The organism is Pseudomonas sp. AC252, assembly GCF_979258105.1.
The window spans coordinates 2688221-2715007 of record NZ_OZ409837.1 but is presented as its reverse complement, the minus strand read 5'-3'; the positions used below and the strand labels follow the sequence as shown (position 1 = coordinate 2715007).

Here is a 26787-nt window from a genome sequence, read left to right as displayed (position 1 = left end):
GGTGTTTGTGCGCTTCGAACTTTCGGTTCGTTTCGTCTTCACACACCGCAATCTGGTGCCTTCTCAGGTCAGCAAATTGCTTGGGTGTTATATGGTCAAGCCTCACGGGCAATTAGTATTGGTTAGCTCAACGCCTCACAGCGCTTACACACCCAACCTATCAACGTCGTAGTCTTCGACGGCCCTTCAGGGAACTCAAGGTTCCAGTGAGATCTCATCTTGAGGCAAGTTTCCCGCTTAGATGCTTTCAGCGGTTATCTTTCCCGAACATAGCTACCCGGCAATGCCACTGGCGTGACAACCGGAACACCAGAGGTTCGTCCACTCCGGTCCTCTCGTACTAGGAGCAGCCCCTCTCAAATCTCAAACGTCCACGGCAGATAGGGACCGAACTGTCTCACGACGTTCTAAACCCAGCTCGCGTACCACTTTAAATGGCGAACAGCCATACCCTTGGGACCGGCTTCAGCCCCAGGATGTGATGAGCCGACATCGAGGTGCCAAACACCGCCGTCGATATGAACTCTTGGGCGGTATCAGCCTGTTATCCCCGGAGTACCTTTTATCCGTTGAGCGATGGCCCTTCCATACAGAACCACCGGATCACTAAGACCTACTTTCGTACCTGCTCGACGTGTCTGTCTCGCAGTCAAGCGCGCTTTTGCCTTTATACTCTACGACCGATTTCCGACCGGTCTGAGCGCACCTTCGTACTCCTCCGTTACTCTTTAGGAGGAGACCGCCCCAGTCAAACTACCCACCATACACTGTCCTCGATCCGGATAACGGACCTGAGTTAGAACCTCAAAGTTGCCAGGGTGGTATTTCAAGGATGGCTCCACGCGAACTGGCGTCCACGCTTCAAAGCCTCCCACCTATCCTACACAAGCAAATTCAAAGTCCAGTGCAAAGCTATAGTAAAGGTTCACGGGGTCTTTCCGTCTAGCCGCGGATACACTGCATCTTCACAGCGATTTCAATTTCACTGAGTCTCGGGTGGAGACAGCGCCGCCATCGTTACGCCATTCGTGCAGGTCGGAACTTACCCGACAAGGAATTTCGCTACCTTAGGACCGTTATAGTTACGGCCGCCGTTTACCGGGGCTTCGATCAAGAGCTTCGCGTTAGCTAACCCCATCAATTAACCTTCCGGCACCGGGCAGGCGTCACACCCTATACGTCCACTTTCGTGTTTGCAGAGTGCTGTGTTTTTAATAAACAGTCGCAGCGGCCTGGTATCTTCGACCGGCATGAGCTTACGGAGCAAGTCCTTCACCCTCACCGGCGCACCTTCTCCCGAAGTTACGGTGCCATTTTGCCTAGTTCCTTCACCCGAGTTCTCTCAAGCGCCTTGGTATTCTCTACCCAACCACCTGTGTCGGTTTGGGGTACGGTTCCTGGTTACCTGAAGCTTAGAAGCTTTTCTTGGAAGCATGGCATCAACCACTTCGTCACCCAAAGGGTAACTCGTCATCAGCTCTCGGCCTTAAGATCCCGGATTTACCTAAGATCTCAGCCTACCACCTTAAACTTGGACAACCAACGCCAAGCTGGCCTAGCCTTCTCCGTCCCTCCATCGCAATAACCAGAAGTACAGGAATATTAACCTGTTTTCCATCGACTACGCTTTTCAGCCTCGCCTTAGGGACCGACTAACCCTGCGTCGATTAACGTTGCGCAGGAAACCTTGGTCTTTCGGCGTGGGTGTTTTTCACACCCATTGTCGTTACTCATGTCAGCATTCGCACTTCTGATACCTCCAGCAAGCTTCTCAACTCACCTTCACAGGCTTACAGAACGCTCCTCTACCGCATCATCCGAAGATGATACCCGTAGCTTCGGTGTATGGTTTGAGCCCCGTTACATCTTCCGCGCAGGCCGACTCGACTAGTGAGCTATTACGCTTTCTTTAAAGGGTGGCTGCTTCTAAGCCAACCTCCTAGCTGTCTAAGCCTTCCCACATCGTTTCCCACTTAACCATAACTTTGGGACCTTAGCTGACGGTCTGGGTTGTTTCCCTTTTCACGACGGACGTTAGCACCCGCCGTGTGTCTCCCATGCTCGGCACTTGTAGGTATTCGGAGTTTGCATCGGTTTGGTAAGTCGGGATGACCCCCTAGCCGAAACAGTGCTCTACCCCCTACAGTGATACATGAGGCGCTACCTAAATAGCTTTCGAGGAGAACCAGCTATCTCCGAGCTTGATTAGCCTTTCACTCCGATCCACAGGTCATCCGCTAACTTTTCAACGGTAGTCGGTTCGGTCCTCCAGTCAGTGTTACCTAACCTTCAACCTGCCCATGGATAGATCGCCCGGTTTCGGGTCTATTCCCAGCGACTAGACGCCCTATTAAGACTCGCTTTCGCTACGCCTCCCCTATTCGGTTAAGCTCGCCACTGAAAATAAGTCGCTGACCCATTATACAAAAGGTACGCAGTCACAGAACAAAGTCTGCTCCCACTGCTTGTACGCATACGGTTTCAGGATCTATTTCACTCCCCTCTCCGGGGTTCTTTTCGCCTTTCCCTCACGGTACTAGTTCACTATCGGTCAGTCAGTAGTATTTAGCCTTGGAGGATGGTCCCCCCATATTCAGACAAAGTTTCTCGTGCTCCGTCCTACTCGATTTCATGACTAAGAGATTTTCGCGTACAGGGCTATCACCCACTATGGCCGCACTTTCCAGAGCGTTCCGCTAATCTCAAAGCCACTTAAGGGCTAGTCCCCGTTCGCTCGCCACTACTAAGGGAATCTCGGTTGATTTCTTTTCCTCAGGGTACTTAGATGTTTCAGTTCCCCTGGTTCGCCTCTTGCACCTATGTATTCAGTACAAGATAACCATCTTATGATGGCTGGGTTCCCCCATTCAGACATCTCCGGATCAAAGTCTGTTTGCCGACTCCCCGAAGCTTTTCGCAGGCTACCACGTCTTTCATCGCCTCTGACTGCCAAGGCATCCACCGTATGCGCTTCTTCACTTGACCATATAACCCCAAGCAATCTGGTTATACTGTGAAGACGACATTCGCCGAAAATTCGAATTTCTCAACTAAGAGAACTCACAAATTTTACCTTAGCCTGATCCGTTACCAGTGAAAGTAACGTTCAGTCTATCTTTCTATCACATACCCAAATTTTTAAAGAACGATCTAGTCAAAGACTAGAAATCAACATTCATCACCGAACCGGTGGAATGCTCATTTCTAAGCTTTCAAACTTCAGAAGCAGTAGTGGTGGAGCCAAGCGGGATCGAACCGCTGACCTCCTGCGTGCAAGGCAGGCGCTCTCCCAGCTGAGCTATGGCCCCGTATTTCTACAGGCGTTTCCCACACAAAATTGGTGGGTCTGGGCAGATTCGAACTGCCGACCTCACCCTTATCAGGGGTGCGCTCTAACCAACTGAGCTACAGACCCAATTTCGGGCTGCTTCTATCGTCTTCTTCAATGAATCAAGCAATTCGTGTGGGAGCTCATGCAGCAGCTGATGTCGTCGATTAAGGAGGTGATCCAGCCGCAGGTTCCCCTACGGCTACCTTGTTACGACTTCACCCCAGTCATGAATCACACCGTGGTAACCGTCCTCCCGAAGGTTAGACTAGCTACTTCTGGTGCAACCCACTCCCATGGTGTGACGGGCGGTGTGTACAAGGCCCGGGAACGTATTCACCGCGACATTCTGATTCGCGATTACTAGCGATTCCGACTTCACGCAGTCGAGTTGCAGACTGCGATCCGGACTACGATCGGTTTTATGGGATTAGCTCCACCTCGCGGCTTGGCAACCCTTTGTACCGACCATTGTAGCACGTGTGTAGCCCAGGCCGTAAGGGCCATGATGACTTGACGTCATCCCCACCTTCCTCCGGTTTGTCACCGGCAGTCTCCTTAGAGTGCCCACCATTACGTGCTGGTAACTAAGGACAAGGGTTGCGCTCGTTACGGGACTTAACCCAACATCTCACGACACGAGCTGACGACAGCCATGCAGCACCTGTCTCAATGTTCCCGAAGGCACCAATCCATCTCTGGAAAGTTCATTGGATGTCAAGGCCTGGTAAGGTTCTTCGCGTTGCTTCGAATTAAACCACATGCTCCACCGCTTGTGCGGGCCCCCGTCAATTCATTTGAGTTTTAACCTTGCGGCCGTACTCCCCAGGCGGTCAACTTAATGCGTTAGCTGCGCCACTAAGAGCTCAAGGCTCCCAACGGCTAGTTGACATCGTTTACGGCGTGGACTACCAGGGTATCTAATCCTGTTTGCTCCCCACGCTTTCGCACCTCAGTGTCAGTATCAGTCCAGGTGGTCGCCTTCGCCACTGGTGTTCCTTCCTATATCTACGCATTTCACCGCTACACAGGAAATTCCACCACCCTCTACCATACTCTAGCTTGCCAGTTTTGGATGCAGTTCCCAGGTTGAGCCCGGGGATTTCACATCCAACTTAACAAACCACCTACGCGCGCTTTACGCCCAGTAATTCCGATTAACGCTTGCACCCTCTGTATTACCGCGGCTGCTGGCACAGAGTTAGCCGGTGCTTATTCTGTCGGTAACGTCAAAATTGCAGAGTATTAATCTACAACCCTTCCTCCCAACTTAAAGTGCTTTACAATCCGAAGACCTTCTTCACACACGCGGCATGGCTGGATCAGGCTTTCGCCCATTGTCCAATATTCCCCACTGCTGCCTCCCGTAGGAGTCTGGACCGTGTCTCAGTTCCAGTGTGACTGATCATCCTCTCAGACCAGTTACGGATCGTCGCCTTGGTGAGCCATTACCTCACCAACTAGCTAATCCGACCTAGGCTCATCTGATAGCGCAAGGCCCGAAGGTCCCCTGCTTTCTCCCGTAGGACGTATGCGGTATTAGCGTTCCTTTCGAAACGTTGTCCCCCACTACCAGGCAGATTCCTAGGCATTACTCACCCGTCCGCCGCTGAATCCAGGAGCAAGCTCCTTTCATCCGCTCGACTTGCATGTGTTAGGCCTGCCGCCAGCGTTCAATCTGAGCCATGATCAAACTCTTCAGTTCAAACATCTTTGGGTTTTTAAGAAACCCTAAACTTGGCTCAGCAATCGTTGGTTACATCTTTGATTTCTCGCGGAGTAACTTGTGATGCTGATAATCTTGTTGACTATCAGTCTGACTGCACAAGCACCCACACGAATTGCTTGATTCAGTTGTTAAAGAGCGGTTGGTTAAGATCTTTCATCTCAACCGAGGCGCGCATTCTACAGCAGCCTCATTTGCTGTCAAGTGATTATTTTCAGAAGTTTTCGAAGAATTCTTCAACAACTTCAACCACTTGCGCTTCCGATCTCTCGTTAGCGGGAGGCGAATTCTACAGCGTTAATCGCTGCTGTCAACACCTCTTTTTCTCCGCTTTCGACCGAGAAGATCGAACCGTTAAAAGAGCTACACATCACCACTCTTTCAACTCCTTCCAGGCTTCGATGATCTGAAGCAAGTCGCTGTCGAAAACCGCGCAACTCTTTGAATCTCAAGGAGTTTTCCGTTTCGACTGCGCCGGAAGTGGGGCGAATTATAGACTTCCAAATTCTCCCGTCAACCCCTATTTTCATATTTCTGTCATATCAGTCAAAAAGCCCCGAAAACGCGAAGGCCGACCTTAAAGGTCGGCCTCCTGCGCCCTCTACCACTTATAAGCTAGGGAATGCGAACTGCGAAGCTTCATGGCTTGCACGCTGCGGCCAGCGCTGGGTGATCGCCTTGCGACGGGTATAGAAGCGCACGCCGTCGGGACCATACGCATGCAAGTCGCCAAACAGCGAACGCTTCCAACCGCCGAAGCTGTGATAAGCGACCGGCACCGGCAGCGGTACGTTGACGCCGACCATGCCGACTTCGATCTCGTCGCAGAACAGCCGCGCCGCTTCGCCGTCACGAGTGAAGATACAGGTGCCGTTGCCGTATTCGTGATCGTTGATCAGTTGCATCGCTTCTTCCAGGCTGTTCACGCGCACGACGCACAATACCGGGCCAAAGATTTCTTCTTTATAGATGCGCATTTCGGGGGTGACGTTGTCGAACAGGCAACCACCGAGGAAGAAGCCCTCTTCATGCCCGGATACGCTCAGCCCACGACCATCGACCACCAGGGTCGCGCCCGCCGCTACACCGTCATCCACATAACCGCTGACCTTGTCGCGTGCCTGACCGGTAACCAACGGCCCCATGTCCAGACCGCATGAGGTACCGGCGCCGATTTTAAGCGCTTTGATCTGTGGAACCAGTTTCGCCACCAGCGCATCCGCGACCTGGTCGCCCACACACACCGCAACCGAGATCGCCATGCAGCGTTCACCGCAGGAACCGTAAGCCGCGCCCATCAATGCGCTGACCGCGTTGTCGAGATCGGCGTCCGGCATCAGCACCGCATGGTTTTTCGCGCCGCCCAGTGCCTGCACGCGCTTGCCGCGCTTGGTGCCTTCGGCGTAGATGTATTCAGCAATCGGCGTCGAGCCGACGAAGCTCAGCGCTTTGACTTCCGGCGCTTCGATCAGAGCGTCCACCGCCGTCTTGTCACCATGAACCACACTCATCACGCCTTTCGGCAGCCCGGCTTCCAGCAGCAACTGAGCGATCAGCAGCGTCGAGCTTGGATCGCGCTCGGATGGCTTGAGGATGAAGCAGTTGCCGCAGACGATCGCCAGCGGGTACATCCACAGCGGGACCATGGCCGGGAAGTTGAACGGGGTGATACCGGCAACAATGCCCAGTGGCTGGAAGTCCGACCAGGCATCGATGTTGGGGCCGACGTTGCGGCTGTACTCGCCCTTGAGGATTTCCGGAGCGGCGCAGGCGAACTCGACGTTCTCGATACCGCGCTTCAATTCACCGGCAGCGTCTTCCAGGGTTTTGCCGTGCTCTTCGCTGATCAGCTGCGAGATGCGCGCTTCGTTCTGCTCCAGCAATTGCTTGAAACGGAACATCACCTGCGCGCGTTTGGCCGGCGGCGTGTTGCGCCAGGCCGGGAACGCTGCCTTGGCGACATCGATGGCTTTCTGAATGGTGGCCTGACTGGCCAATGGCAGTTTGTGGATCGCCTGGCCGGTAGACGGGTTGAACACATCCACTGCGCGACCATTTTCGGTCACCAGTTCGCCATTGATCAAATGCGGGATAACGCTCATCGAACACTCCTGAATTTTTGTCCACGGGCACCCGTTAAGGCGTGCCCGTTTTTGTAGGTATATATAGAAGGAAAATCAGTCGAGCTTGTTCAGCACTTCGCCGACCGCGTCGAACAGACGATCGAGGTCTTGCGGCTTGCTGTTGAAGGTTGGGCCGAACTGCAAGGTGTCGCCGCCGAAGCGCACGTAGAACCCGGCTTTCCACAGGGCCATGCCCGCTTCGAACGGACGCACGATGGCGTCGCCGTCGCGCCCGGCAATCTGGATCGCGCCGGCCAGACCATAGTTACGAATGTCGATCACGTTCTTGGAGCCTTTCAGACCGTGCAACGCGTTTTCGAAATGCGGCGCGACTTCGGCGACGCTCTGCACCAGGTTTTCCTTTTGCAGCAGGTCGAGTGCAGCCAGGCCAGCGGCACAGGCCACCGGGTGCGCCGAATAGGTGTAGCCGTGAGGGAATTCCACGGCGTATTCCGGCGTCGGCTGGTTCATGAAGGTCTGGTAGATCTCGGAACTGGCAATCACCGCGCCCATCGGGATCGCGCCGTTGGTGACTTGCTTGGCGATGCACATCAGGTCCGGGGTCACGCCGAAGCTGTCGGCGCCGAACATCGAACCGGTACGGCCGAAACCGGTGATCACTTCGTCGAACACCAGCAGGATGTTGTGCTGATCGCAGATCTCGCGCAGACGCTTGAGGTAACCCTGCGGCGGAACCAATACCCCGGCAGAGCCGGCCATCGGTTCAACGAACACCGCCGCGATGTTGGAAGCGTCGTGCAGTTCGATCAACTTGAGCAGTTCATCGGCCAAAGCAATACCGCCCTGCTCCGGCATGCCACGGGAAAAGGCATTGCTCGCCAGCAGCGTGTGCGGCAGGTGATCGACATCCATCATCGCCTGACCGAACAGCTTGCGGTTGCCATTGACGCCGCCGAGGCTGGTGCCGGCAATGTTCACGCCGTGATAGCCACGGGCACGGCCGATCATCTTGGTCTTGGTCGCCTGACCTTTCAGACGCCAATAGGCACGGACCATTTTCACTGCGGTATCGGCGCACTCGGAGCCGGAGTCGGTGAAGAACACGTGGTTGAGATTACCCGGCGTCAGCTCGGTGATTTTCTCAGCCAGCTGGAACGACAGCGGGTGGCCGTACTGGAAGCCCGGCGAGTAATCGAGAGTGCCCAACTGTTTCGAAACGGCTTCCTGGATTTCCTTGCGGGTGTGCCCGGCGCCGCAGGTCCACAGACCGGACAGCGAGTCGTAGATCTTGCGGCCCTTGTCGTCGAACAGCCAACTGCCTTCGGCGCCGACGATCAGACGCGGATCGCGCTGAAAGTTGCGGTTGGCGGTGTACGGCATCCAGTGCGCATCCAGCTTCAGTTGGCTGGCCAGTGGCGACGGCGCGTTTTCAGGCATGTTCATCGGGCAAAACCTCGCAGGGCATAAGCGTCAGTGAGATGGAAAGCGTTGTTGCAGCTAAATTGCCACGGCGATAAAGTCGGTGAAATCCAACTCTTCTAACCTTCAGTTAGATCATTGCTAAACAAAGAGAACAAGAAATGAGCAGCCGCCGCGCCGATCCGCTGGCCCAGGTCAGTGATTTTGATATTCGCCTGCTGCGGATTTTTCGCAGTGTCGTGGAATGTGGCGGCTTCTCCGCAGCGGAAACCGTGCTCGGCATCGGGCGTTCGGCGATTAGCCAACAGATGAGCGATCTGGAGCAGCGCCTCGGCTTGCGCTTGTGTCAGCGTGGCCGGGCCGGATTTTCCCTGACCGAGGAAGGTCGTGAGGTGTATCAATCAACGCTGCAATTGTTGAGTGCGCTGGAAAGTTTCCGCACCGAGGTCAACGGTCTGCATCAACACTTGCGCGGTGAATTGATCATCGGCCTGACCGACAACCTCGTCACCCTGCCGCACATGCGCATCACCCATGCCCTCGCGCAGTTGAAGGAGCGTGGGCCGGATGTGCAGATCCAGATTCGCATGATCGCGCCAAACGAAGTCGAGCAAGGTGTGCTCGACGGACGCCTGCACGTGGGCGTGGTGCCGCAGGCCAGTGCCTTATCCGGGCTGGAATATCAGCCGTTGTACAGCGAGCGCTCACTGCTGTATTGCGCGGTGGGTCATCCGCTGTTTTATGTCGACGACAAGCAACTCGATGATCAACGCCTCGACAGTCAGGACGCAATTGCGCCGACCTTCCGTTTGCCGGCGGAAATTCAGGCGCACTATCAGGCGCTCAATTGCACGGCCAGTGCCTCCGACCGCGAGGGCATGGCGTTTCTGATTCTGACCGGGCGCTACATCGGTTATTTGCCGGATCACTACGCCAGCCTTTGGGTGCAGCAAGGGCGGTTGCGCGCGCTCAAGGCCGGCACGCGGTATTACGATTTGAGTCTGGCATCGGTCACGCGCAAGGGGCGGCGCCCTCATTTGGTGCTGGAAAGTTTCCTCGAGAGTCTGGCCGCGACGCGATAGATAAGCGCGCAGAGCCCAGCCCGGCAGGGCCTCATCGACAGAATCCAGGAATAACCTGAGCAAGTGGACAGGTTTTTGCAGAGAAGGGATAACTCTCCTTCAAGAAGCCAAAGCCATGCAGCCAGATTCCGACTCGTCCAGTGAACTGATCTACGGCCTCAACGACCGCCCCAAACCACTCGCCGCCATTCTCGCCGCACTGCAACACGTGCTCGCCAGTTTCGTCGGCATCATCACCCCGCCACTGGTAATCGGTTCCGCGCTCGGGCTGACCGCGCATCTACCGTACCTGATCAGCATGGCGCTGATGGTCTCGGGCGTCGGCACCTTTATCCAGGCGCGGCGACCGTTCGGCATTGGCGCGGGGATGATCTGTCTGCAAGGCACCAGTTTCGCGTTTCTCGGTGCGGTGCTGTCGGCCGGGTTTCTGGTCAAGCAGCGCGGCGGCAGCCCGGAAGATATTCTGGCGATGATTTTCGGCGTGTGCTTTTTCGGCGCAATCGTGCAGATCGTGCTCAGCCGTTTCATCGGTCAGTTGCGCCGAGTGGTGACACCGCTGGTGACCGGCATCGTCATCACGCTGATCGGCATCAGCCTGATCAAGGTCGGCATCACCGATCTGGGTGGCGGCTTCAATGCCCCAGACTTCGGCGCGCCGGGCAATCTGGCCTTGGGCGTGTTCGTGCTGCTGACAATCATTCTGCTCAACCGCTCGAATACGCCGTGGGTGCGGCTGTCGGCGATCATCATCGGACTTGTGCTCGGCAGCCTCGCGGCGTGGTTCAGCGGGAAACTGGTGCCACAGCCGTTGCCTGACTTGCCGCTGGTGAGTTTTCCTACGCCGTTCAAGTTCGGATTCACCTTCGACTGGACCGCTTTCCTGCCGGTCGCGTTGATTTACCTGATCAGCACCATCGAAACCGTCGGCGACCTCACCGCCAATTGCATGCTTGCCCGCCAACCGATCAGCGGCCCTTCTTATATAAGCCGCTTGCGCGGTGGCGTGCTCGGTGACGGCGTGAGTTGCATGATCGCGGCGACTTTCAGCGCTTTCCCCAACACAACGTTCGCGCAGAACAACGGCGTGATCCAATTGACCGGCGTTGCCAGCCGCTACGTCGGCCTGTACATCGGCGCGATCCTGTTCTGCCTCGGCCTGTTCCCGATGATCGGCGCGGTGCTGCAACAGATCCCCAAACCAGTGCTCGGCGGTGCAACGCTCGTGATGTTCGGCGCGGTGGCGGCGGCGGGCGTGCGCATTCTCGCGCAGTCGCCGCTGGACCGACGCAGCATGTTGATCATCGCCACTTCGTTCGGCGTCGGCCTCGGCATCGCCGCGCAACCGAACCTGCTGCACCTGCTGCCGAAACTGGTGCAGAACCTGTTCGACTCGGCGATCACCAGCGGCGGGCTGACGGCAATCTTCCTGTGTCTGTTGTTGCCGGAAGGCAAAACCACAGCGGCAAAAAGTCCCGCGTCGTTGAACAAGGTCGAACAGGCGTAACTGTTTTTCCGCGCAAGGACTTGTCGGATGCCTGTGGGTGCGCTATCAACGCAACTGGTTGCACCCACAGACAATCCCGGAAGTGCCTATGACCTTTGAAGTCCCAGCCCACGGCGGCAAACCCGCCAGCCGCATTCGTCAGAAGAACGAAGAGACCATTCTCAAAGCCGCCGAAGACGAGTTCGCCCGTCACGGGTTCAAAGGCACCAGCATGAACACCATCGCGCAGAATGCCGGGCTGCCCAAGGCCAATCTGCATTACTACTTCACCAACAAGCTCGGTTTGTATGTGGCGGTGCTGAGCAACATCATCGAGTTGTGGGACAGCACCTTCAACACCCTCACTGCCGAGGATGACCCGGCCGAAGCGCTGACCCGCTACATCCGCGCGAAGATGGAATTCTCCCGGCGCCAGCCACAGGCCTCGCGGATCTTCGCCATGGAAGTGATCAGCGGCGGCGAATGCCTGAGCGAATATTTCAATCAGGACTACCGCGCCTGGTTCACCGGGCGCGCGGCGGTGTTTCAGGCGTGGATCGATGCAGGCAAAATGGACCCGGTCGATCCGGTGCATCTGATTTTCCTGCTGTGGGGCAGCACCCAGCATTATGCCGACTTCGCCACGCAGATATGCCGCGTCACCGGGCGCAGCAAGTTGACCAAGCAGGACATGGAAGACGCCGGCAACAACCTGATCCGCATCATTCTCAAAGGCTGCGGCCTCACTCCTTCTCTATAAGACGTTTATGCCTTTCACCCTCAGCGGTTTTTGCGAGTACCGCGAAGAGATTCGCAAAAGCCGCTTTATCACTCTGGCGACACCGATCAGCAGCCCTACCGACGCGCAGGCGTTTTTCGAGCAGCACAGCGACTTGAATGCCACGCACAACTGTTGGGCGTGGAAACTCGGCGCGCAATACCGCAGCACTGACGATGGCGAACCCGGCGGCACCGCCGGACGCCCTATTCTGGCGGCGATCGAGGCGCAGGACTGCGATCAGGTCGCGGTGCTGGTGATCCGCTGGTACGGCGGCATTCAACTGGGCACCGGCGGTTTGGCCCGGGCCTACGGCGGTGGCGCCAACAAGTGCCTGCAAGCGGCGCAGAAAGTCGAATTGATCAGCCGTGTGTCGCTGAGTTGCGCCTGTGGATTTGCCGAGTTGGCGCTGGTGAAGTTGCGCGTGGCCGATCTCGGTGGATTGGTGGTGGAGGAAAACTTCACGGCCAATGGGGTGGAGTTGAAGTTAGCGGTGGGGCAAGCGCAGATCGATATCTTGCAAACGCAACTTGCTGACTTGAGCCGTGGGCGGATTTTGTTGCAGCGATAAATTCAAGATCAAAAGATCGCAGCCTTCGGCAGCTCCTTGTATCTCGACTAACGCTCCGTCAGGAGCGATAGTTCTCGACTGATCATCGAGGGAGGGACTTGGAAGCCGCGCAGCTCCTTAGGCTTTTTGCCTGTGACGTAGATCGTGCTCCAGCCCTCCACACTCACTCGTACAGTTCGCACGGTATCTTGGGCCCGCCTGCGGCGAGAGCCCGCATTCGCAAGGTTGGACAGAGTGACGTGATGATCGCAACAGGGAACAAGTGGAGAAACGATCATGTCCGGTTTCGTTGGCGTCGACATCGCAAAGAACACCTTTGATATCGCTACACACCAGCCCAACGGCAAGCACAAAACCAAGGCCAAGCTGGCCAACGATCCAAAGGGCTTTAAAGAGTTTGAGGCGTGGCTAGAAAAAAACGCCGAGCGTTCGGCCCTGATCGTGATGGAAGCCACGAGCGTTTACCACTTGGAACTCGCGGAGTTCGTTTACAACAAAGGCTTCCGGGTCTGCGTCGTGAACCCGGCTACGACCAAAGCGTACGCTGACAGCGAACTGCGCCGCATCAAGACTGATAAAAGTGATGCCAAACTGATCGCCGACTTTGCCCGGGAAAAAGATCAAAAACTTCACCCATGGGCGCCTGAGCCGCTGAAATACCGCCAGTTGAAAGCAATGGTGCGCCGCTTGGATGACCTTCAGGAAATGGAACAAATGGAGCTTAATCGTCTGGACGTTTCCGACGAAAAGGTCAAAGACTCGATCAACTCCGTTCTGCGCCATATTGAAAAAGAGATCGTAGAAACGCACAAGGCGATCAAAAAACACATCGATGACGACCCGGATATGCGTCAGATGCGGGATCTCATCGTCACCATCGACGGCATCGGACAAAAAACGCTTGAACGATTGCTGGCCGAACTGGGTGACTTGCGCAAATACAGTGATCCTCGCCAACTGGTCGCTGCTGCAGGGCTCAATCCAAAGCTGCAGGAATCAGGAAAGCTCAAAGGTCATACCCTGATCTCAAGAGTAGGGTCGGCACGGCTGCGTGCAGGCCTCTACATGCCTGGCATGGTGGCGCTGAAACACAATAAGGCGATCAAGGCGATGAAAGAACGCCTGGAGGCCAACGGCAAGGCCCCCAAGCAGATCATCTGCGCAGCAATGCGCAAGCTGCTGCACTTCGTTTACGGAGTGCTCAAGTCTGGACTGCCATATGACCCGAAACTTGCGCTTGCCCGGTGAGGCTCAAGACGGTATCTACAGTTGAAATGCGTTCCCCTGTAGTAGCTGCCGAAGGCTGCGATCTTTTAGGGCATCCCCGAGTTGGCAAGTTGCCCACACCTGTTGTGCACCCGCTTGTGGATAACCTGAGCACACACCGCTGTAACCCTTCTGTCATGCGGCTTTGCGCGATTTGTTCACTTTTCGTTCAATTGATCCGACGAAACGGAAATTCAGCCTAAAAACAAACAGTTAACTGCGTTTATCACCATTAGAACAAAGCAATGCAGTGCTTATGCCCGGGTCCCAGGCTTGCGCACAATTACTGTGGAGCAACCTGTGGATAAGCCGTTCATGACCACCGCTGTCGCTGGATCTGTCTAGGCCGCAAGCGTTTGCTCACTTTTTAACCAACTACTCGCGGGCAAAACTGGAGCCTGATCAACGGCTTTGCGCTGAAATGGTGCTCGACCACGGACCAGATCGAGCGCCGATGCGCTGCAATCGGCGTTTGCCAACGGGTTGCGCAAGCGTTCCTGACTCAATGGCCAGGAAATTGCTTTATCCACAGGCACAACTCCAAGTCAGTCGAGCCTGTCATGTCCATCGCCCCTTCCCCGCCGCGCCTGCAACTGCGCCAGATCAGCAAACGCTACCCCGGTTGTCTGGCCAACGACGCCATCGACCTGAGCATCGCGCCGGGTGAGATCCATGCCCTGCTCGGTGAAAACGGCGCGGGCAAAAGTACGTTGATGAAGATCATTTACGGGGTCACCCAGTGCGACAGCGGTGAAATGCTCTGGGAGGGGCAGCGCGTGCAGATGCGCAATCCGGCGCAGGCGCGGCAGTTGGGCATTGGCATGGTGTTCCAGCATTTCTCGCTGTTCGAAACCCTCAGCGTGGCGCAGAACATTGCCCTGGCGATGGGCGCGGCGGCCGGCACGCCGAAGCAACTGGAGCCGAAGATTCGCGAAGTCTCGCGGCGTTACGGCATGGCGCTGGAGCCGGAGCGACTTGTCCACAGCCTGTCGATCGGCGAGCGCCAGCGGGTGGAAATCATCCGTTGCCTGATGCAGGACATCCGCCTGTTGATTCTCGACGAGCCGACCTCAGTGCTGACGCCGCAAGAGGCCGACGAGTTGTTCATCACCCTGCGGCGCCTTGCCGCCGAGGGTTGCAGCATTCTGTTCATCAGCCACAAGCTCGGTGAAGTGCGCGCCTTGTGCCACAGCGCCACGGTGCTGCGCGGCGGCCGGGTTGCCGGGCATTGCGTGCCCGCCGAATGTTCGGACCAGCAACTGGCGCAAATGATGGTCGGTGAAGCGGCGGCTTTGATTGGCGAGTATCCGAAGGTCAGCGGTGGCGCGGCGTTTCTGCAGGTGCAGGGTTTGAGCTGGCACAACCCGGATCCGTTCGGTTGCTCGCTGGCAGACATCGACCTGCAAGTGCGCAGCGGTGAAATCGTCGGCATCGCCGGGGTCGCGGGCAATGGTCAGGATGAATTGCTCGCCCTGCTCAGCGGCGAGCAGCCCTTGCCTCGTGCGCAAGCGGCGACCCTTCGCTTCGCAGAGAAAAACGTTGCCGATTTGCGCCCGGATGCGCGGCGCAAACTCGGTCTGGCCTTCGTGCCGGCCGAACGCCTTGGCCACGGCGCAGTGCCGGAGTTGAGTCTGGCCGATAACGCACTGCTCAGTGCTTTTCAGCACGGACTGGTCAGCCACGGGTTGATTCAACGCGGCAAAGTCGAAGCGCTCGCGCAGCAGATCATCCAGCGTTTCGGCGTAAAGACCCCGGACACGCAAACGGCTGCGCGCAGCCTGTCCGGCGGCAACTTGCAGAAATTCATCCTCGGCCGGGAAATTCTTCAGCAACCGCAACTGCTGATCGCCGCGCACCCGACCTGGGGCGTCGACGTTGGCGCCGCCGCCACCATCCATCGCGCGTTGATTGCCCTGCGCGATGCCGGCGCGGCGATTCTGGTGATTTCCGAAGACCTCGATGAGCTGTTCCAGATCAGCGATCGCCTCGGCGCGCTGTGCGGCGGGCGTCTGTCGGCTCTTCAAGACACCGGCCTTACACAACTGAGCGATGTCGGCGCGTGGATGGCCGGCCAGTTCGATCACTCACCTCGCGCCGCTTCGGTTTAACGGAGTTTCAACCATGCTGCTTTCTCTCGAACCCCGTGGCCAGCAATCGCGCCTGATGCTGTGGTGCTCGCCGTTATTGGCGGCGGCCTTGACCCTCGGCTGCGGCTCGCTGTTGTTCATCGCGCTCGGCCACGATCCGCTGCAAACCTTGCACACACTGCTGATCGCACCGGTCAGCGATTTGTATGGCGTGTCTGAATTGCTGGTCAAGGCGCTGCCGATTCTGCTCTGCGCACTCGGCCTGGCGGTGGCCTATCAGGCGCGAATCTGGAACATCGGCGCCGAAGGCCAACTTCTACTTGGCGCCTTGGCCGGCAGTGCTCTGGCGGTGAACATTATTGGTATGCAAAGTCGCTGGGCGCTGGTGCTGATTCTGCTGACCGGGACGCTGGCGGGCGCCGCATGGGCCGGGCTCACCGCATGGCTGCGCACGCGCTTCAATGCCAATGAAATCCTTACCAGCATCATGCTCAACTACATCGCGCTGAACTTGCTACTGTTTTGCGTGCACGGGCCGTTGAAGGATCCAGCGGGCTTCAATTTTCCCGAGTCGGCGATGTTCGGCGACGCCAGTCGTTTGCCGCTGCTGCTGGAGGACGGCCGCGTGCACGCCGGGGTGTATTTCGCCCTGCTCGCGCTGGTCGCGGTGTGGGTGTTGTTGCAGAAAAGCTTTATCGGTTTCCAGATCAAAGTGCTCGGGCTGGACAAGCGTGCGGCAGGTTTTGTCGGCTTTCGCGAGAAGCGCCTGATCTGGCTGGCGCTGTTGATCAGCGGTGGTCTGGCCGGGCTCGCCGGGGTCTGCGAAGTGACCGGGCCGATCGGCCAATTGGTGCCGCAGGTGTCACCGGGCTATGGCTACGCGGCAATCACCGTGGCGTTTCTCGGACGGCTGAATCCGCTTGGCATTTTGTTCTCCAGTCTGCTCATGGCGCTGCTGTACATTGGCGGCGAGAGCGCGCAGATGTCGCTCAATCTGCCGCAAGCGATCACCCAATTGTTCCAGGGCATGATGCTGTTTTTCCTGCTCGCCTGTGACGTGCTGATTCTCTATCGGCCACGTCTGAAACTGCGCTGGACCCGGCGCGCCTCGACCCCTGCCGTAACCGCCGGAGCGCTGTGATGGATATCGATCTGTTGAGCAATATTTTCTATGCCATGGTTCGCTGCGGCACGCCGCTGTTGCTGGTGGCATTGGGTGAGTTGATCTGCGAGAAGAGCGGCGTCCTCAATCTCGGCCAGGAAGGCATGATGCTGTTCGGTGCGGTGATCGGTTTTATCGTCGCGCTGAACAGCGGCAACCTGTGGCTGGGTGTGCTGCTGGCGATGTTGGCCGGGATGTTGTTGTCGTCACTGTTTGGCCTGGTCGCACTGGTGTTCAACGCCAATCAGGTCGCCACCGGTTTGGCCCTGACGATCTTCGGCGTGGGCCTGTCGACATTTGTCGGCGCGGCCTGGGTGGGTAAGCCGCTGGCGGGTTTCGAGCCTCTGGCGATTCCGTATCTGAGTGAGATCCCGCTGATCGGGCGGATGCTGTTTGCCCAGGATCTGCTGGTGTATCTGTCGTTCGCGCTGTTTGCGCTGGTGGCGTGGGTGATCATCAAAAGTCGTGTCGGCCTGATCATTCAAGCGGTCGGTGAAAACCCGGATGCGGCCAGCGCGATGGGCTTGCCAGTGCTGACCGTGCGCACCCTGGCGGTGCTGTTTGGCGGAGCGATGGCCGGGTTGGCCGGGGCGTATCTGTCGCTGGCCTACACGCCGATGTGGGCGGAAAACATGACCGCTGGCCGCGGCTGGATCGCCCTGGCGCTGGTGGTGTTCGCCAGTTGGCGGGTGTGGCGGTTGTTGCTTGGGGCGTACCTGTTCGGCCTCGCCAGCATCCTGCACTTGGTGGCACAGGGATTGGGACTGGCGATTCCTTCGAGCCTGCTGGCGATGCTGCCGTATGTCGCGACGATCCTGGTGCTGGTGATGCTGTCCCGCGATGCCGTGCGCACTCGGTTGTATGCGCCGGTTTCGTTGGGGCAGCCGTGGCAATCGGGACACTGATCGTTGTCAGAGCGGGCCTCTTCGCGAGCAGGCTCGCTCCCACAGGGGATCTGAGTGAACGCGGGCAAATGTGGGAGCGAGCCTGCTCGCGAAAGCGTCCGCACAGGCAACACTTGAATCACGCCCCACAACTGTTTCTGATCAAACACCCTCGAGAAACTCAAGAAGCCTGGAGTATGCTCCGGGGTCAAAGCCTGTTTTCGCCAAGCGCTGCAACTGTGGCGCGGTCAGGCGTGTCCATTGAATCCTGAATGCTGACTTTCAAGGAAACCCATCATGTCTCAGGCAAAAAACGCACTGATCATCGGCGCCTCCCGCGGCTTGGGCCTCGGTCTGGTGAAGACCCTGCTGGGCGATGGCTGGCAAGTGACCGCGACGGTGCGCAATCCGCAGAAGGCCGAGGCGCTGCAAGCGCTGGGTGACGTGCGCATCGAGAAGCTCGATATGGACGATCAGCAAGCAGTGATCGCCCTCAGCCAGAAGCTCAAGGGCGAAACCTTCGACCTGTTGTTCGTCAACGCTGGGGTCAAAGGACCGGACGTGCAGACCCCGGGCGGCGCGACATTGGCCGAGGTCGGGCAGCTGTTTTTCACCAACGCGGTGGCGCCGATCAATCTGGCCCAGCGTTTCGTCGGGCAGATCCGCGACGGCAGCGGCGTGCTGGCGTTCATGAGTTCGGTGCTCGGCAGCGTGACCATGCCCGACGCGCCGGAGCTGGCGTTGTACAAGGCGAGCAAAGCGGCGCTGAATTCGATGACCAACAGTTTTGTCACGCAACTGGGTGAACAGAAACTCACCGTACTGTCCTTGCACCCGGGCTGGGTGAAGACCGACATGGGCGGCGAAGGTGCTGACCTGGATGTAGAAACCAGCACTCGCGGGCTGATTGATCAGGTCAATGCGTTCACCGGCAAGGGCGGGCATCACTTCGTCAATTACAAAGGGGAAACGATTGCCTGGTAAGCACTGAAAATCCCGATGTGGGAGCGAGCCTGCTCGCGAATACGATCTGTCAGGTAAATCTGTATCGACTGACATGACGCCTTCGCGAGCAGGCTCGCGCCCACAGAGAGTGATGGTGAATGGTCGGGTGGCGCTTGCCCGGCGCTGCGATTTGTTTGAAACTGCGCGCCTCGTCCTTCGCGGCGACCCTGGATCAGCAGACAGGGCAACACTGAGCTGGCAACCCTGAACCCAACTTTCAGAGGAGCCGGCCACAATGCCTGCGACCCGTACCTGGTTAAAAAACCCCTCGCCATTTTCACCTCCAACGAGCTTGATGCCCGTGGCGGCCTTGTCGTGCAAGACGGTGTGATCGTCGAAGTGCTCGCTGCCGGTCAGCAGCCGTCGGCGCCGTGCAATGCAGTGTTCGATGCCCGCGAGCATGTGATCCTGCCGGGCCTGATCAACACTCACCATCACTTCTATCAAACCCTGACCCGCGCCTGGGCGCCGGTGGTCAATCAGCCGCTGTTCCCGTGGCTGAAAACCCTGTACCCGGTATGGGCGCGGCTGACCCCGGAAAAACTCGCCCTCGCGACCAAAGTGGCGCTGGCCGAATTGCTGCTCTCGGGTTGCACCACGGCTGCCGACCATCACTATCTGTTCCCGGATGGTCTGGAAAACGCCATCGACGTGCAGGTCGAAACGGTGCGTGAACTGGGTATGCGCGCAATGCTCACGCGCGGCTCGATGAGCCTCGGCGAGAAGGACGGCGGCCTGCCTCCGCAACAAACGGTGCAGGAAGGTCAGGTGATTCTCGATGACAGCCAGCGGCTGATTCACGAGTACCACGAGCGTGGCGACGGCGCGCAGATCCAGATCGCTCTGGCGCCATGTTCGCCGTTTTCGGTGACTCCGGAAATAATGTCCGCCAGCGCTGATCTGGCGAACAAGCTCGATGTGCGTCTGCACACCCACTTGGCGGAAACCCTCGATGAAGAAGACTTCTGCCTGCAACGTTTCGGCCTGCGCACCGTCGATTATCTGGACAGCGTCGGCTGGCTCGGCCCGCGTACCTGGCTGGCCCACGGCATCCATTTCAACCCCGACGAAATCGCCCGCCTCGGCCAGGCCGGCACCGGCATCTGCCACTGTCCAAGCTCGAACATGCGCCCGGCTTCCGGCATCTGCCCGAGCATCGAGCTGACCGACGCCGGCGCGCTGTTCGGTCTTGGCGTTGACGGTTCGGCGTCCAACGATGCCTCGAACATGATCCTCGAAGCGCGTCAGGCCCTGTACATCCAGCGCCTGCGCTACGGCGCCGAAAAGATCACCCCGGAACGCGTGCTGGGCTGGGCGACCAAGGGTTCGGCGAGCCTGCTCGGTCGCAGCGACATCGGCGAAATCGCCGTGGGCAAGCAGGCGGATCTGGCGTTGTTCAAGCTTGATGAACTGCGCTTCTCCGGCAGCCATGATCCGATTTCGGCATTGCTGCTGTGCGGCGCTGATCGGGCAGATCGGGTGATGATCGGTGGCAAGTGGCGTGTGGTTGATGGGCAGGTTGAAGGGCTGGATCTGAAAGGTTTGATCGCCGATCACAGTCAAGCCGCTCGCCAACTGATCGCCGGTACCTGATCCCCGCATATGATCGTTCCCACGCTCTGCGTGGGAATGCATCTCGGGACGCTCCGCGTCCCAAAAGCGGACGCAGAGCGTCCATGGCGGCATTCCCACGCGGAGCGTGGGAACGATCACAGTCCTAAGAGGGACAGCATGATGAATGTGGCAAACAGCACAAAGTGCGTCATGCCCTCAATGGCGTTCGTCTCGCCGTCATTGAGGTTGATCGCGCTGACGATCAGGGTGATGAAGATCATCACCGTTTGCACCGGGGTCATCGCCATTTGAAACGGCTGGCCGGTGTACAGCGCCATCGCTTCCATCACCGGCACGGTCAGAATCACCGTCGACAGTGACGCGCCCATCGCAATGTTGACCACCGACTGCATGCGATTGGCCAGTGCCGCACGCAACGCAGTCAGAATCTCCGGCGCTGCAGAAATCGCCGCCACCAGAATCGCCGTGATCACCGGCGGCGCGCCCGTGCCTTCCAGGCCCAGATCGAGGGTCTTGGACATTACCTCGGCGAGTGCGCCGATGATCACCACCCCCGACACCAGAATGCCAACCGACAGCGCCAGGCTGACCGGTTTCGGCTCCTGCTCGACCGGCTCCTTCTTGCGACGTTTGTCCGGGTAGCTGTAGCTGAAAAAGTAACTGTGCGGGCCGACCTGCATGCGCAGGAACAGCGCGTAAAGCACCATCATCGCGCCAATGGTGAACGCCGAATACATCTTCCAGTTGGCCTCGGGAATGAACTCCGGAACCACCATCGACACGCCCATCGCGGTAAGGATCATCACGCTATAGCTGCGCGCCGAATCGTCGTTGTAGGACTGCTCGCCGTGTTTGATCCCGCCCATCAAAGCGGCGAGGCCGAGGATGCCGTTGATGTCGAGCATCACCGCTGAATAAATCGTGTCGCGCACCAGTGTTGCCGAGGCTTCGTTGCTCATCATGATCGCCAGGATCACCACTTCGACCAGCACCGCCGAGAGCGTGAGGATCATCGTGCCGTAGGGATCGCCGACCTTTTCCGCTAGCAGTTCGGCGTGATGAGCGACGCGCATCGAAGCGGCGACGATAAAGGCAATCAGCAGCAGACCGCCGCCCAGCGCGACGATCTGGCCGCTGTGCAGCAGCCAATGTTCCAATGGATAAGCGACGCACGCGGCAAGGACTGCCAGCAGCAGGAAGCTTTCTTGTTTGAGGATCGAGAGCATGACGGGCCTTTTGCCGAAAAGAGCTGATGAAGCTACTGACTGCCGCGCGCCGCTAACGTTTCGTTACATCTTTGCGCACCAAACCATGGCGGCTGATTTCAGGCATGCACATTTTTTAGCCATACCGGCCTCTTCGCGAGCAGGCTCGCTCCCACATTGAACTGCGATCCCCCTGTGGGAGCGAGCCTGCTCGCGAAGGCCGCACTGCGGTTGTGGATTATTTATTGTCCTGTTGGTCAGCAATTTGCATTGGCCCTGAGCACACACAACAAAATGGAGTTCGGGTTCATGCCAATACGTCCGCTGCACACACTGCTGTACGCCGCCATCGGTCTGGGAATCAGCCTGAGCGCCAGCGCTGCCGATCCGCTGAAGGTCGGTTTCGTCTACATCGGCCCGATCGGTGACCACGGCTGGACGTATCAGCACGAACAGGGGCGCAAGGCCACGGCGGAAAAACTCGGCACGCAGATCACCACCAACTACGTGGAAAACGTCGCCGAGGGCGCCGACGCCGAGCGGGTGATCCGCAACATGGCCAAGGACAAATACGACCTGATCTTCACCACGTCTTTTGGCTACATGAACCCGACAGTGAAAGTCGCCAAACAATTTCCCAAGGTGACGTTCGAACACGCCACCGGCTACAAGCAGGACAAGAACCTCGGCACCTACCTGGCACGCACTTACGAAGGCCGTTACGTCAGCGGCTTCCTCGCGGCGAAGATGACCAAGACCAAGAAAATCGGCTACGTCGCCTCGTTCCCGATTCCGGAAGTGATCCGCGACATCAACGCCATTCAGCTGGCCTTGAACAAGTACAACCACGGCACCGAAATCAAAGTGGTGTGGGTCAACTCGTGGTTCGATCCGGGCAAGGAGGCCGATGCCGCCAACGCGCTGATCGATCAAGGCGTCGACGTGGTGTTCCAGCACACCGACAGCCCGGCGCCGATCCAGGCCGCTGAACGACGCGGCGTGTATGCCGTGGGTTACGCCTCGGACATGGCCCACTTCGGACCGAAAGCGGTGCTGACCTCGATCGTCAACGACTGGGCGCCGCATTATATTCAGGCGACGCAGAGCGTGATCGACCACACCTGGAAATCCCAGGATTACTGGGGCGGGCTGAAGGAAGGCACAGTGGAACTGCCGATCAGCGATCTGGTGCCGGCGCCGGTGAAAGCCGAAGCCGAGCAGTTGATCGCCGACATCAAGAGCGGCGCATTGCAGCCGTTTACCGGGCCGATCAAGGATCAGGCCGGTGTGGAAAAAATCCCCGCGGGCGTGAGCGCGACCAATGCGGAACTGGCTTCGATGAATTACTACGTTGAGGGCATGAAGGCCGAGATGCCGAAGTAACTTTCAAAAAATACACCGACCCGTGTGGGAGCTGGCTTGCCAGCGATGAGGCCTTCACATTCAACATCACTGTTGCCAGTTAGATCGCCATCGCTGGCAAGCCAGCTCCCACAGTTTTTTCAGTGTTCTCATGTTTGCGTTTCTCAGGACCAGTGCATGAACAGTCTTCCCATCATCGATATCAGCCCGCTCTATAGCCACGACGAAAACGCCTGGCCTGCGGTGGCCGAACAAATCGACCAAGCCTGTCGCGAGTGGGGCTTTTTCTACATCAAGGGCCATCCGATCTCGGCGCAGCGCATCGACGCCCTGCTCGATCACGCCCAGCGCTTCTTCGCCCTGCCCGCTGCGGAAAAACTCAAGATCGACATCACCCAGACCCGCCATCATCGCGGCTACGGCGCGATTGCCACCGAGCAACTGGACCCGGACAAACCCAGTGACCTCAAAGAAACCTTCGACATGGGCCTGCACCTGCCGGACGAACATCCCGAGGTGCTCGCGGAAAAACCTTTGCGCGGCCCCAATCGGCATCCGGCGCAACCCGGCTGGGAAGCGCTGATGGAGCAGCATTACCTCGACATGCAGGCGTTGGCGCAAACCCTGTTGCGGGCGATGACCATTGCGCTGGGCATCGAGCGCGACTTCTTCGATTCGCGCTTTGTCGAGCCGGTCAGCGTGCTGCGCATGATCCATTATCCGCCGCGTCACACCGCCAGCTCCGCCGAGCAGCAAGGCGCCGGTGCCCATACCGATTATGGCTGCATTACCCTGCTCTATCAGGACAGCGCCGGCGGTTTGCAGGTGAAGAACGTCAAAGGTGAATGGATCGACGCGCCACCGATTGATGGTACGTTCGTGGTCAACCTCGGCGACATGATGGCGCGCTGGAGCAACGACCGTTATCGCTCGACGCCGCACCGGGTGATCAGCCCGCTGGGTGTGGATCGTTATTCAATGCCGTTCTTCGCCGAACCGCACCCGGACACGCGCATCGAATGCCTGCCCGGTTGCCAGGACGCACAGCACCCGGCGAAATATCCGACCACCACCTGCGCGCAATTCCTGCTCTCGCGCTTCGCCGATACCTACGCCTATCGCCGCGAGCAAGAGGCGGTTTGATCGATCACCTGGTCAGGTTTTGCCAATTGTTGCAGCCAGCCTCTGTAGAATGCCGGCATTGCACCTGATGAGAAAAGACTATGTACGACTGGCTCAACGCCCTGCCCAAAGCCGAACTGCACCTGCATCTGGAAGGTTCGCTGGAGCCTGAACTGCTGTTCGCCCTGGCCGAGCGCAACAAGATCGCCCTGCCGTGGAGCGATGTCGAAACCCTGCGCAAGGCCTACGCCTTCAACAATCTGCAGGAATTTCTCGACCTGTATTACCAGGGCGCCGACGTGCTGCGCACCTCGCAGGACTTCTACGACCTGACCTGGGCTTACCTGTTGCGCTGCAAAGCACAGAACGTGATTCACACCGAACCGTTCTTCGATCCGCAGACCCACACCGACCGGGGCATCCCGTTCGAAGTGATGCTCAACGGCATCGCCGCCGCGCTCAAGGATGGCGAGACGCAACTGGGCATCAGCAGCGGTTTGATCCTCAGCTTCCTGCGCCACCTCAGCGAAGACGAAGCACAGAAAACCCTCGATCAGGCGCTGCCGTTCCGTGACGCGTTTGTCGCGGTCGGTCTCGACAGCTCCGAGATGGGCCACCCGCCGAGCAAGTTCAAGCGCGTCTTTGATCGCGCCCGCGACGAAGGCTTCCTGACCGTCGCCCACGCCGGTGAAGAAGGCCCGCCGGAGTACATCTGGGAAGCCATCGACCTGCTGAAAATCCAGCGCATCGACCATGGCGTGCGCGCCATCGAAGACGAGCGTCTGATGCAGCGGATCATCGACGAGCAGATTCCGCTGACCGTGTGCCCGCTGTCGAACACCAAGCTCTGCGTGTTCGATCACATGTCGCAGCACAACATCCTCGACATGCTCGAGCGCGGCGTGAAGGTCACGGTGAACTCCGATGACCCGGCGTATTTCGGTGGGTACGTCACCGAGAACTTCCACGCGCTGCACGAACATCTGGGCATGACCCAGGATCAGGCCAAGCGCCTGGCCCAGAACAGCCTGGATGCACGGTTGGTGAAGCCGTAAGCAACATCGCAAAACCTACATAACCCAATGTGGGAGCGAGCTTGCTCGCGAAAGCGGTGTGTCATCCAACGCAGATGTTGTTTGATACACCGCTTTCGCGAGCAAGCTCGCTCCCACAGTTTTGATCAGCGTTAGCCCGTGACTTCGGTTTCGGTAAGCTCCTCAAGGGTCTTGCCCCGCGTCTCCATCCCGAACAGCCACACCACGCCCGCCGCTATCGCAAAGCACGCCGCGCCCAGCGCGAACACGCCGCCCTGCCCGGTTATCGGGAACACCAGCCCGGTCACCAATGGCCCGAGCAGCGAGCCGACGCGGCCGATCGCCGAGGCGAATCCCGATCCGGTTGCCCGTGCCGAAGTCGGGTACAGCTCTGGCGTGTAGGTGTAGAGCACCGCCCACATGCCGAACAGAAAAAATTGCATCAACAGCCCGGTGCCGATCAGCAGCGCCACGTTGCCGCCGAACACCGCGCTCTGCCCATACAGAAATGCCATCACCCCGCCGCCGAGCAGGGTGACGATGCACACCGGTTTGCGCCCCCAACGCTCGACCAGCCATGCCGCCATGAGGAATCCGGGAATCCCGCCGAGCGAAATCAGCACGGTGTAGTACACCGACTGCGTCACGGCGAAACCCGACTGCTGCAGCAACGCGCTGAGCCATGAAGTCAGCCCGTAAAACCCCAGCAATGCAAAGAACCACAGGCTCCAGATCATCGTCGTGCGCTGGCGATAGTGCGGCGACCAGATTTGCTTGAGTGCCGAGAAGAAATTGCCCGGTGGCGTCACCGTGCGGGGCAAACGAACCGGTTCCGGCAACGCTGCAGCGCCCAGCGAAGCACGCACCCGCGCTTCGATGCCGTTCAACACCTTGTCTGCGTCAGCGTCGCGCCCGGCCTGTTCCAGCCAGCGCGGCGACTCAGGGATGAAAAAGCGGATCGCCAGGACAAATACCGCCGGCACCGCCAGCACCAGAAAGATATCGCGCCAGCCAATCAGCGGCAGCAGGAAGTACGAAAGCACGCCCGCCGCGACAAAACCCAGCGGCCAGAAGCCGTCCATAAGGGCGATGTAGCGTCCGCGTCGTTGCGCCGGAATCAGCTCCGACAGCATCGATTGCGCGATGGGAAATTCCATGCCCATGCCGATTCCGAGCAGGATGCGAAACAGCGTCAGCGTCTCCACCGTCTGCGCCGTCGAACACAGGTAACTGGCCAAGCCCCACAGCACGATGCTCCACTGAAACACCGGTTTGCGCCCGAAGCGGTCGGCAAGCATCCCCGACAGCGACGCCCCGAGCACCATGCCGAAGAAGCTCGAGCTGGCCAGCAGCCCTGCTTGCGCACTGCTCAGGCCGAACTCGGCTTTGATCGAGCCGAGCAGGAAAGTCATCATCGCCAGATCCATGGAGTCGAAGAAAAACGCCAAGGCAATGATGATGAAAATGACGCGGTGATAACCACTGAGCGGCAGCCGTTCCAGGCGCTCAGCCGCGCTAAAGCGTTGTGTATTCATGTTGCGCTCCCCATCCGGAAAAATCCCCGGATCGAGTGTGCGCGATGGTCATTCAGAGGTCGTACTGGATGCGACCTGT

The 26787-nt window shown here is 58.3% G+C and carries 16 protein-coding genes, 2 tRNA genes, 2 rRNA genes and 1 pseudogene; 13 read left to right on the top strand and 8 right to left on the bottom strand.

All coding sequences use genetic code 11. From position 1 onward, the window contains the following. Positions 1–91: 91 nt before the first annotated feature. The 6 genes from ACZZZ4_RS12365 to aptA form a co-directional block, all read right to left on the bottom strand. Positions 92–2985: ribosomal RNA gene (locus ACZZZ4_RS12365) — 23S ribosomal RNA — on the bottom strand. A gap of 247 nt (positions 2986–3232) precedes the next feature. Further along, a tRNA-Ala gene (locus ACZZZ4_RS12360) sits at positions 3233–3308 on the bottom strand. A gap of 30 nt (positions 3309–3338) precedes the next feature. Then, positions 3339–3415: transfer RNA gene (locus tag ACZZZ4_RS12355), tRNA-Ile, on the bottom strand. Positions 3416–3496: 81 nt separating this feature from the next. Then, a 16S ribosomal RNA gene (locus ACZZZ4_RS12350) occupies positions 3497–5033 on the bottom strand. Together the 16S and 23S rRNA genes with 2 tRNA genes alongside form the textbook arrangement of a ribosomal RNA operon. Positions 5034–5662: 629 nt before the next feature. After that, positions 5663–7156 (bottom strand): CoA-acylating methylmalonate-semialdehyde dehydrogenase, encoded by a 1494-nt coding sequence (locus tag ACZZZ4_RS12345; RefSeq protein WP_039764099.1) that lies wholly within the window; start codon positions 7154–7156, stop codon positions 5663–5665. 75 nt (positions 7157–7231) lie between these two features. Next, the gene (gene aptA / locus ACZZZ4_RS12340; RefSeq protein WP_042609779.1) at positions 7232–8581 is read right to left on the bottom strand and encodes an omega-aminotransferase AptA; all 1350 of its coding nucleotides are present in this window, start codon (positions 8579–8581) and stop codon (positions 7232–7234) included. A gap of 137 nt (positions 8582–8718) precedes the next feature. Between aptA and ACZZZ4_RS12335 the strand changes: the two genes are divergently transcribed. The 10 genes and pseudogenes from ACZZZ4_RS12335 (at position 8719) to ACZZZ4_RS12290 (ending at position 20468) form a co-directional block, all read left to right on the top strand. After that, positions 8719–9639 (top strand): LysR family transcriptional regulator, encoded by a 921-nt coding sequence (locus tag ACZZZ4_RS12335; RefSeq protein ID WP_463547922.1) that lies wholly within the window; start codon positions 8719–8721, stop codon positions 9637–9639. A 115-nt stretch (positions 9640–9754) separates the two neighbouring features. Continuing rightward, on the top strand, positions 9755–11143 hold the full coding sequence (locus tag ACZZZ4_RS12330; RefSeq protein ID WP_463547921.1) for a uracil-xanthine permease family protein: 1389 nt from the start codon (positions 9755–9757) through the stop codon (positions 11141–11143). An 88-nt stretch (positions 11144–11231) separates the two neighbouring features. Beyond that, positions 11232–11882, top strand: a complete 651-nt coding sequence (locus ACZZZ4_RS12325; RefSeq protein ID WP_024011475.1) for a TetR/AcrR family transcriptional regulator — start codon at positions 11232–11234, stop codon at positions 11880–11882. A gap of 7 nt (positions 11883–11889) precedes the next feature. Then, positions 11890–12471, top strand: a complete 582-nt coding sequence (locus tag ACZZZ4_RS12320; protein ID WP_463547920.1) for an IMPACT family protein — start codon at positions 11890–11892, stop codon at positions 12469–12471. A gap of 276 nt (positions 12472–12747) precedes the next feature. After that, positions 12748–13719: an IS110 family RNA-guided transposase gene (locus ACZZZ4_RS12315; protein WP_056786210.1), complete on the top strand. Its 972-nt coding sequence runs from the start codon at positions 12748–12750 to the stop codon at positions 13717–13719. A gap of 578 nt (positions 13720–14297) precedes the next feature. Next, on the top strand, positions 14298–15845 hold the full coding sequence (locus tag ACZZZ4_RS12310; RefSeq protein WP_463547919.1) for an ABC transporter ATP-binding protein: 1548 nt from the start codon (positions 14298–14300) through the stop codon (positions 15843–15845). 13 nt (positions 15846–15858) lie between these two features. Next, entirely contained in the window at positions 15859–16965 is a 1107-nt protein-coding gene (locus ACZZZ4_RS12305) for an ABC transporter permease subunit (protein ID WP_122699960.1), read from the top strand. Continuing rightward, positions 16965–17891: an ABC transporter permease gene (locus ACZZZ4_RS12300; protein WP_463547918.1), complete on the top strand. Its 927-nt coding sequence runs from the start codon at positions 16965–16967 to the stop codon at positions 17889–17891. Before ACZZZ4_RS12305 ends, ACZZZ4_RS12300 begins: the two co-directional genes overlap by 1 nt. Positions 17892–18167: 276 nt before the next feature. Continuing rightward, positions 18168–18854 (top strand): SDR family oxidoreductase, encoded by a 687-nt coding sequence (locus ACZZZ4_RS12295; RefSeq protein WP_039764086.1) that lies wholly within the window; start codon positions 18168–18170, stop codon positions 18852–18854. Between the two features lie 256 nt (positions 18855–19110). After that, positions 19111–20468: pseudogene (locus tag ACZZZ4_RS12290) on the top strand (8-oxoguanine deaminase). Positions 20469–20584: 116 nt separating this feature from the next. Here ACZZZ4_RS12290 and ACZZZ4_RS12285 read toward each other — a convergent pair. Next, positions 20585–21676 (bottom strand): calcium:cation antiporter, encoded by a 1092-nt coding sequence (locus ACZZZ4_RS12285; RefSeq protein WP_041479650.1) that lies wholly within the window; start codon positions 21674–21676, stop codon positions 20585–20587. Positions 21677–21964: 288 nt separating this feature from the next. On the opposite strand from ACZZZ4_RS12285, the gene ACZZZ4_RS12280 reads away from it, so the two are divergent. The 3 genes from ACZZZ4_RS12280 to ACZZZ4_RS12270 all read left to right on the top strand — a co-directional run bounded on the left by ACZZZ4_RS12280 (position 21965) and on the right by ACZZZ4_RS12270 (position 25194). Continuing rightward, positions 21965–23038: a BMP family ABC transporter substrate-binding protein gene (locus ACZZZ4_RS12280; protein WP_463547917.1), complete on the top strand. Its 1074-nt coding sequence runs from the start codon at positions 21965–21967 to the stop codon at positions 23036–23038. Between the two features lie 156 nt (positions 23039–23194). Then, complete coding sequence (locus tag ACZZZ4_RS12275; RefSeq protein WP_463547916.1) at positions 23195–24160, top strand: 2-oxoglutarate and iron-dependent oxygenase domain-containing protein; 966 nt, start codon at positions 23195–23197, stop codon at positions 24158–24160. An 80-nt stretch (positions 24161–24240) separates the two neighbouring features. Beyond that, entirely contained in the window at positions 24241–25194 is a 954-nt protein-coding gene (locus ACZZZ4_RS12270) for an adenosine deaminase (protein WP_463547915.1), read from the top strand. A 131-nt stretch (positions 25195–25325) separates the two neighbouring features. On the opposite strand, the gene ACZZZ4_RS12265 is transcribed toward ACZZZ4_RS12270, so the two are convergent. Continuing rightward, entirely contained in the window at positions 25326–26708 is a 1383-nt protein-coding gene (locus tag ACZZZ4_RS12265; protein ID WP_463547914.1) for an MFS transporter, read from the bottom strand. Between the last annotated feature and the right edge of the window lie 79 nt (positions 26709–26787).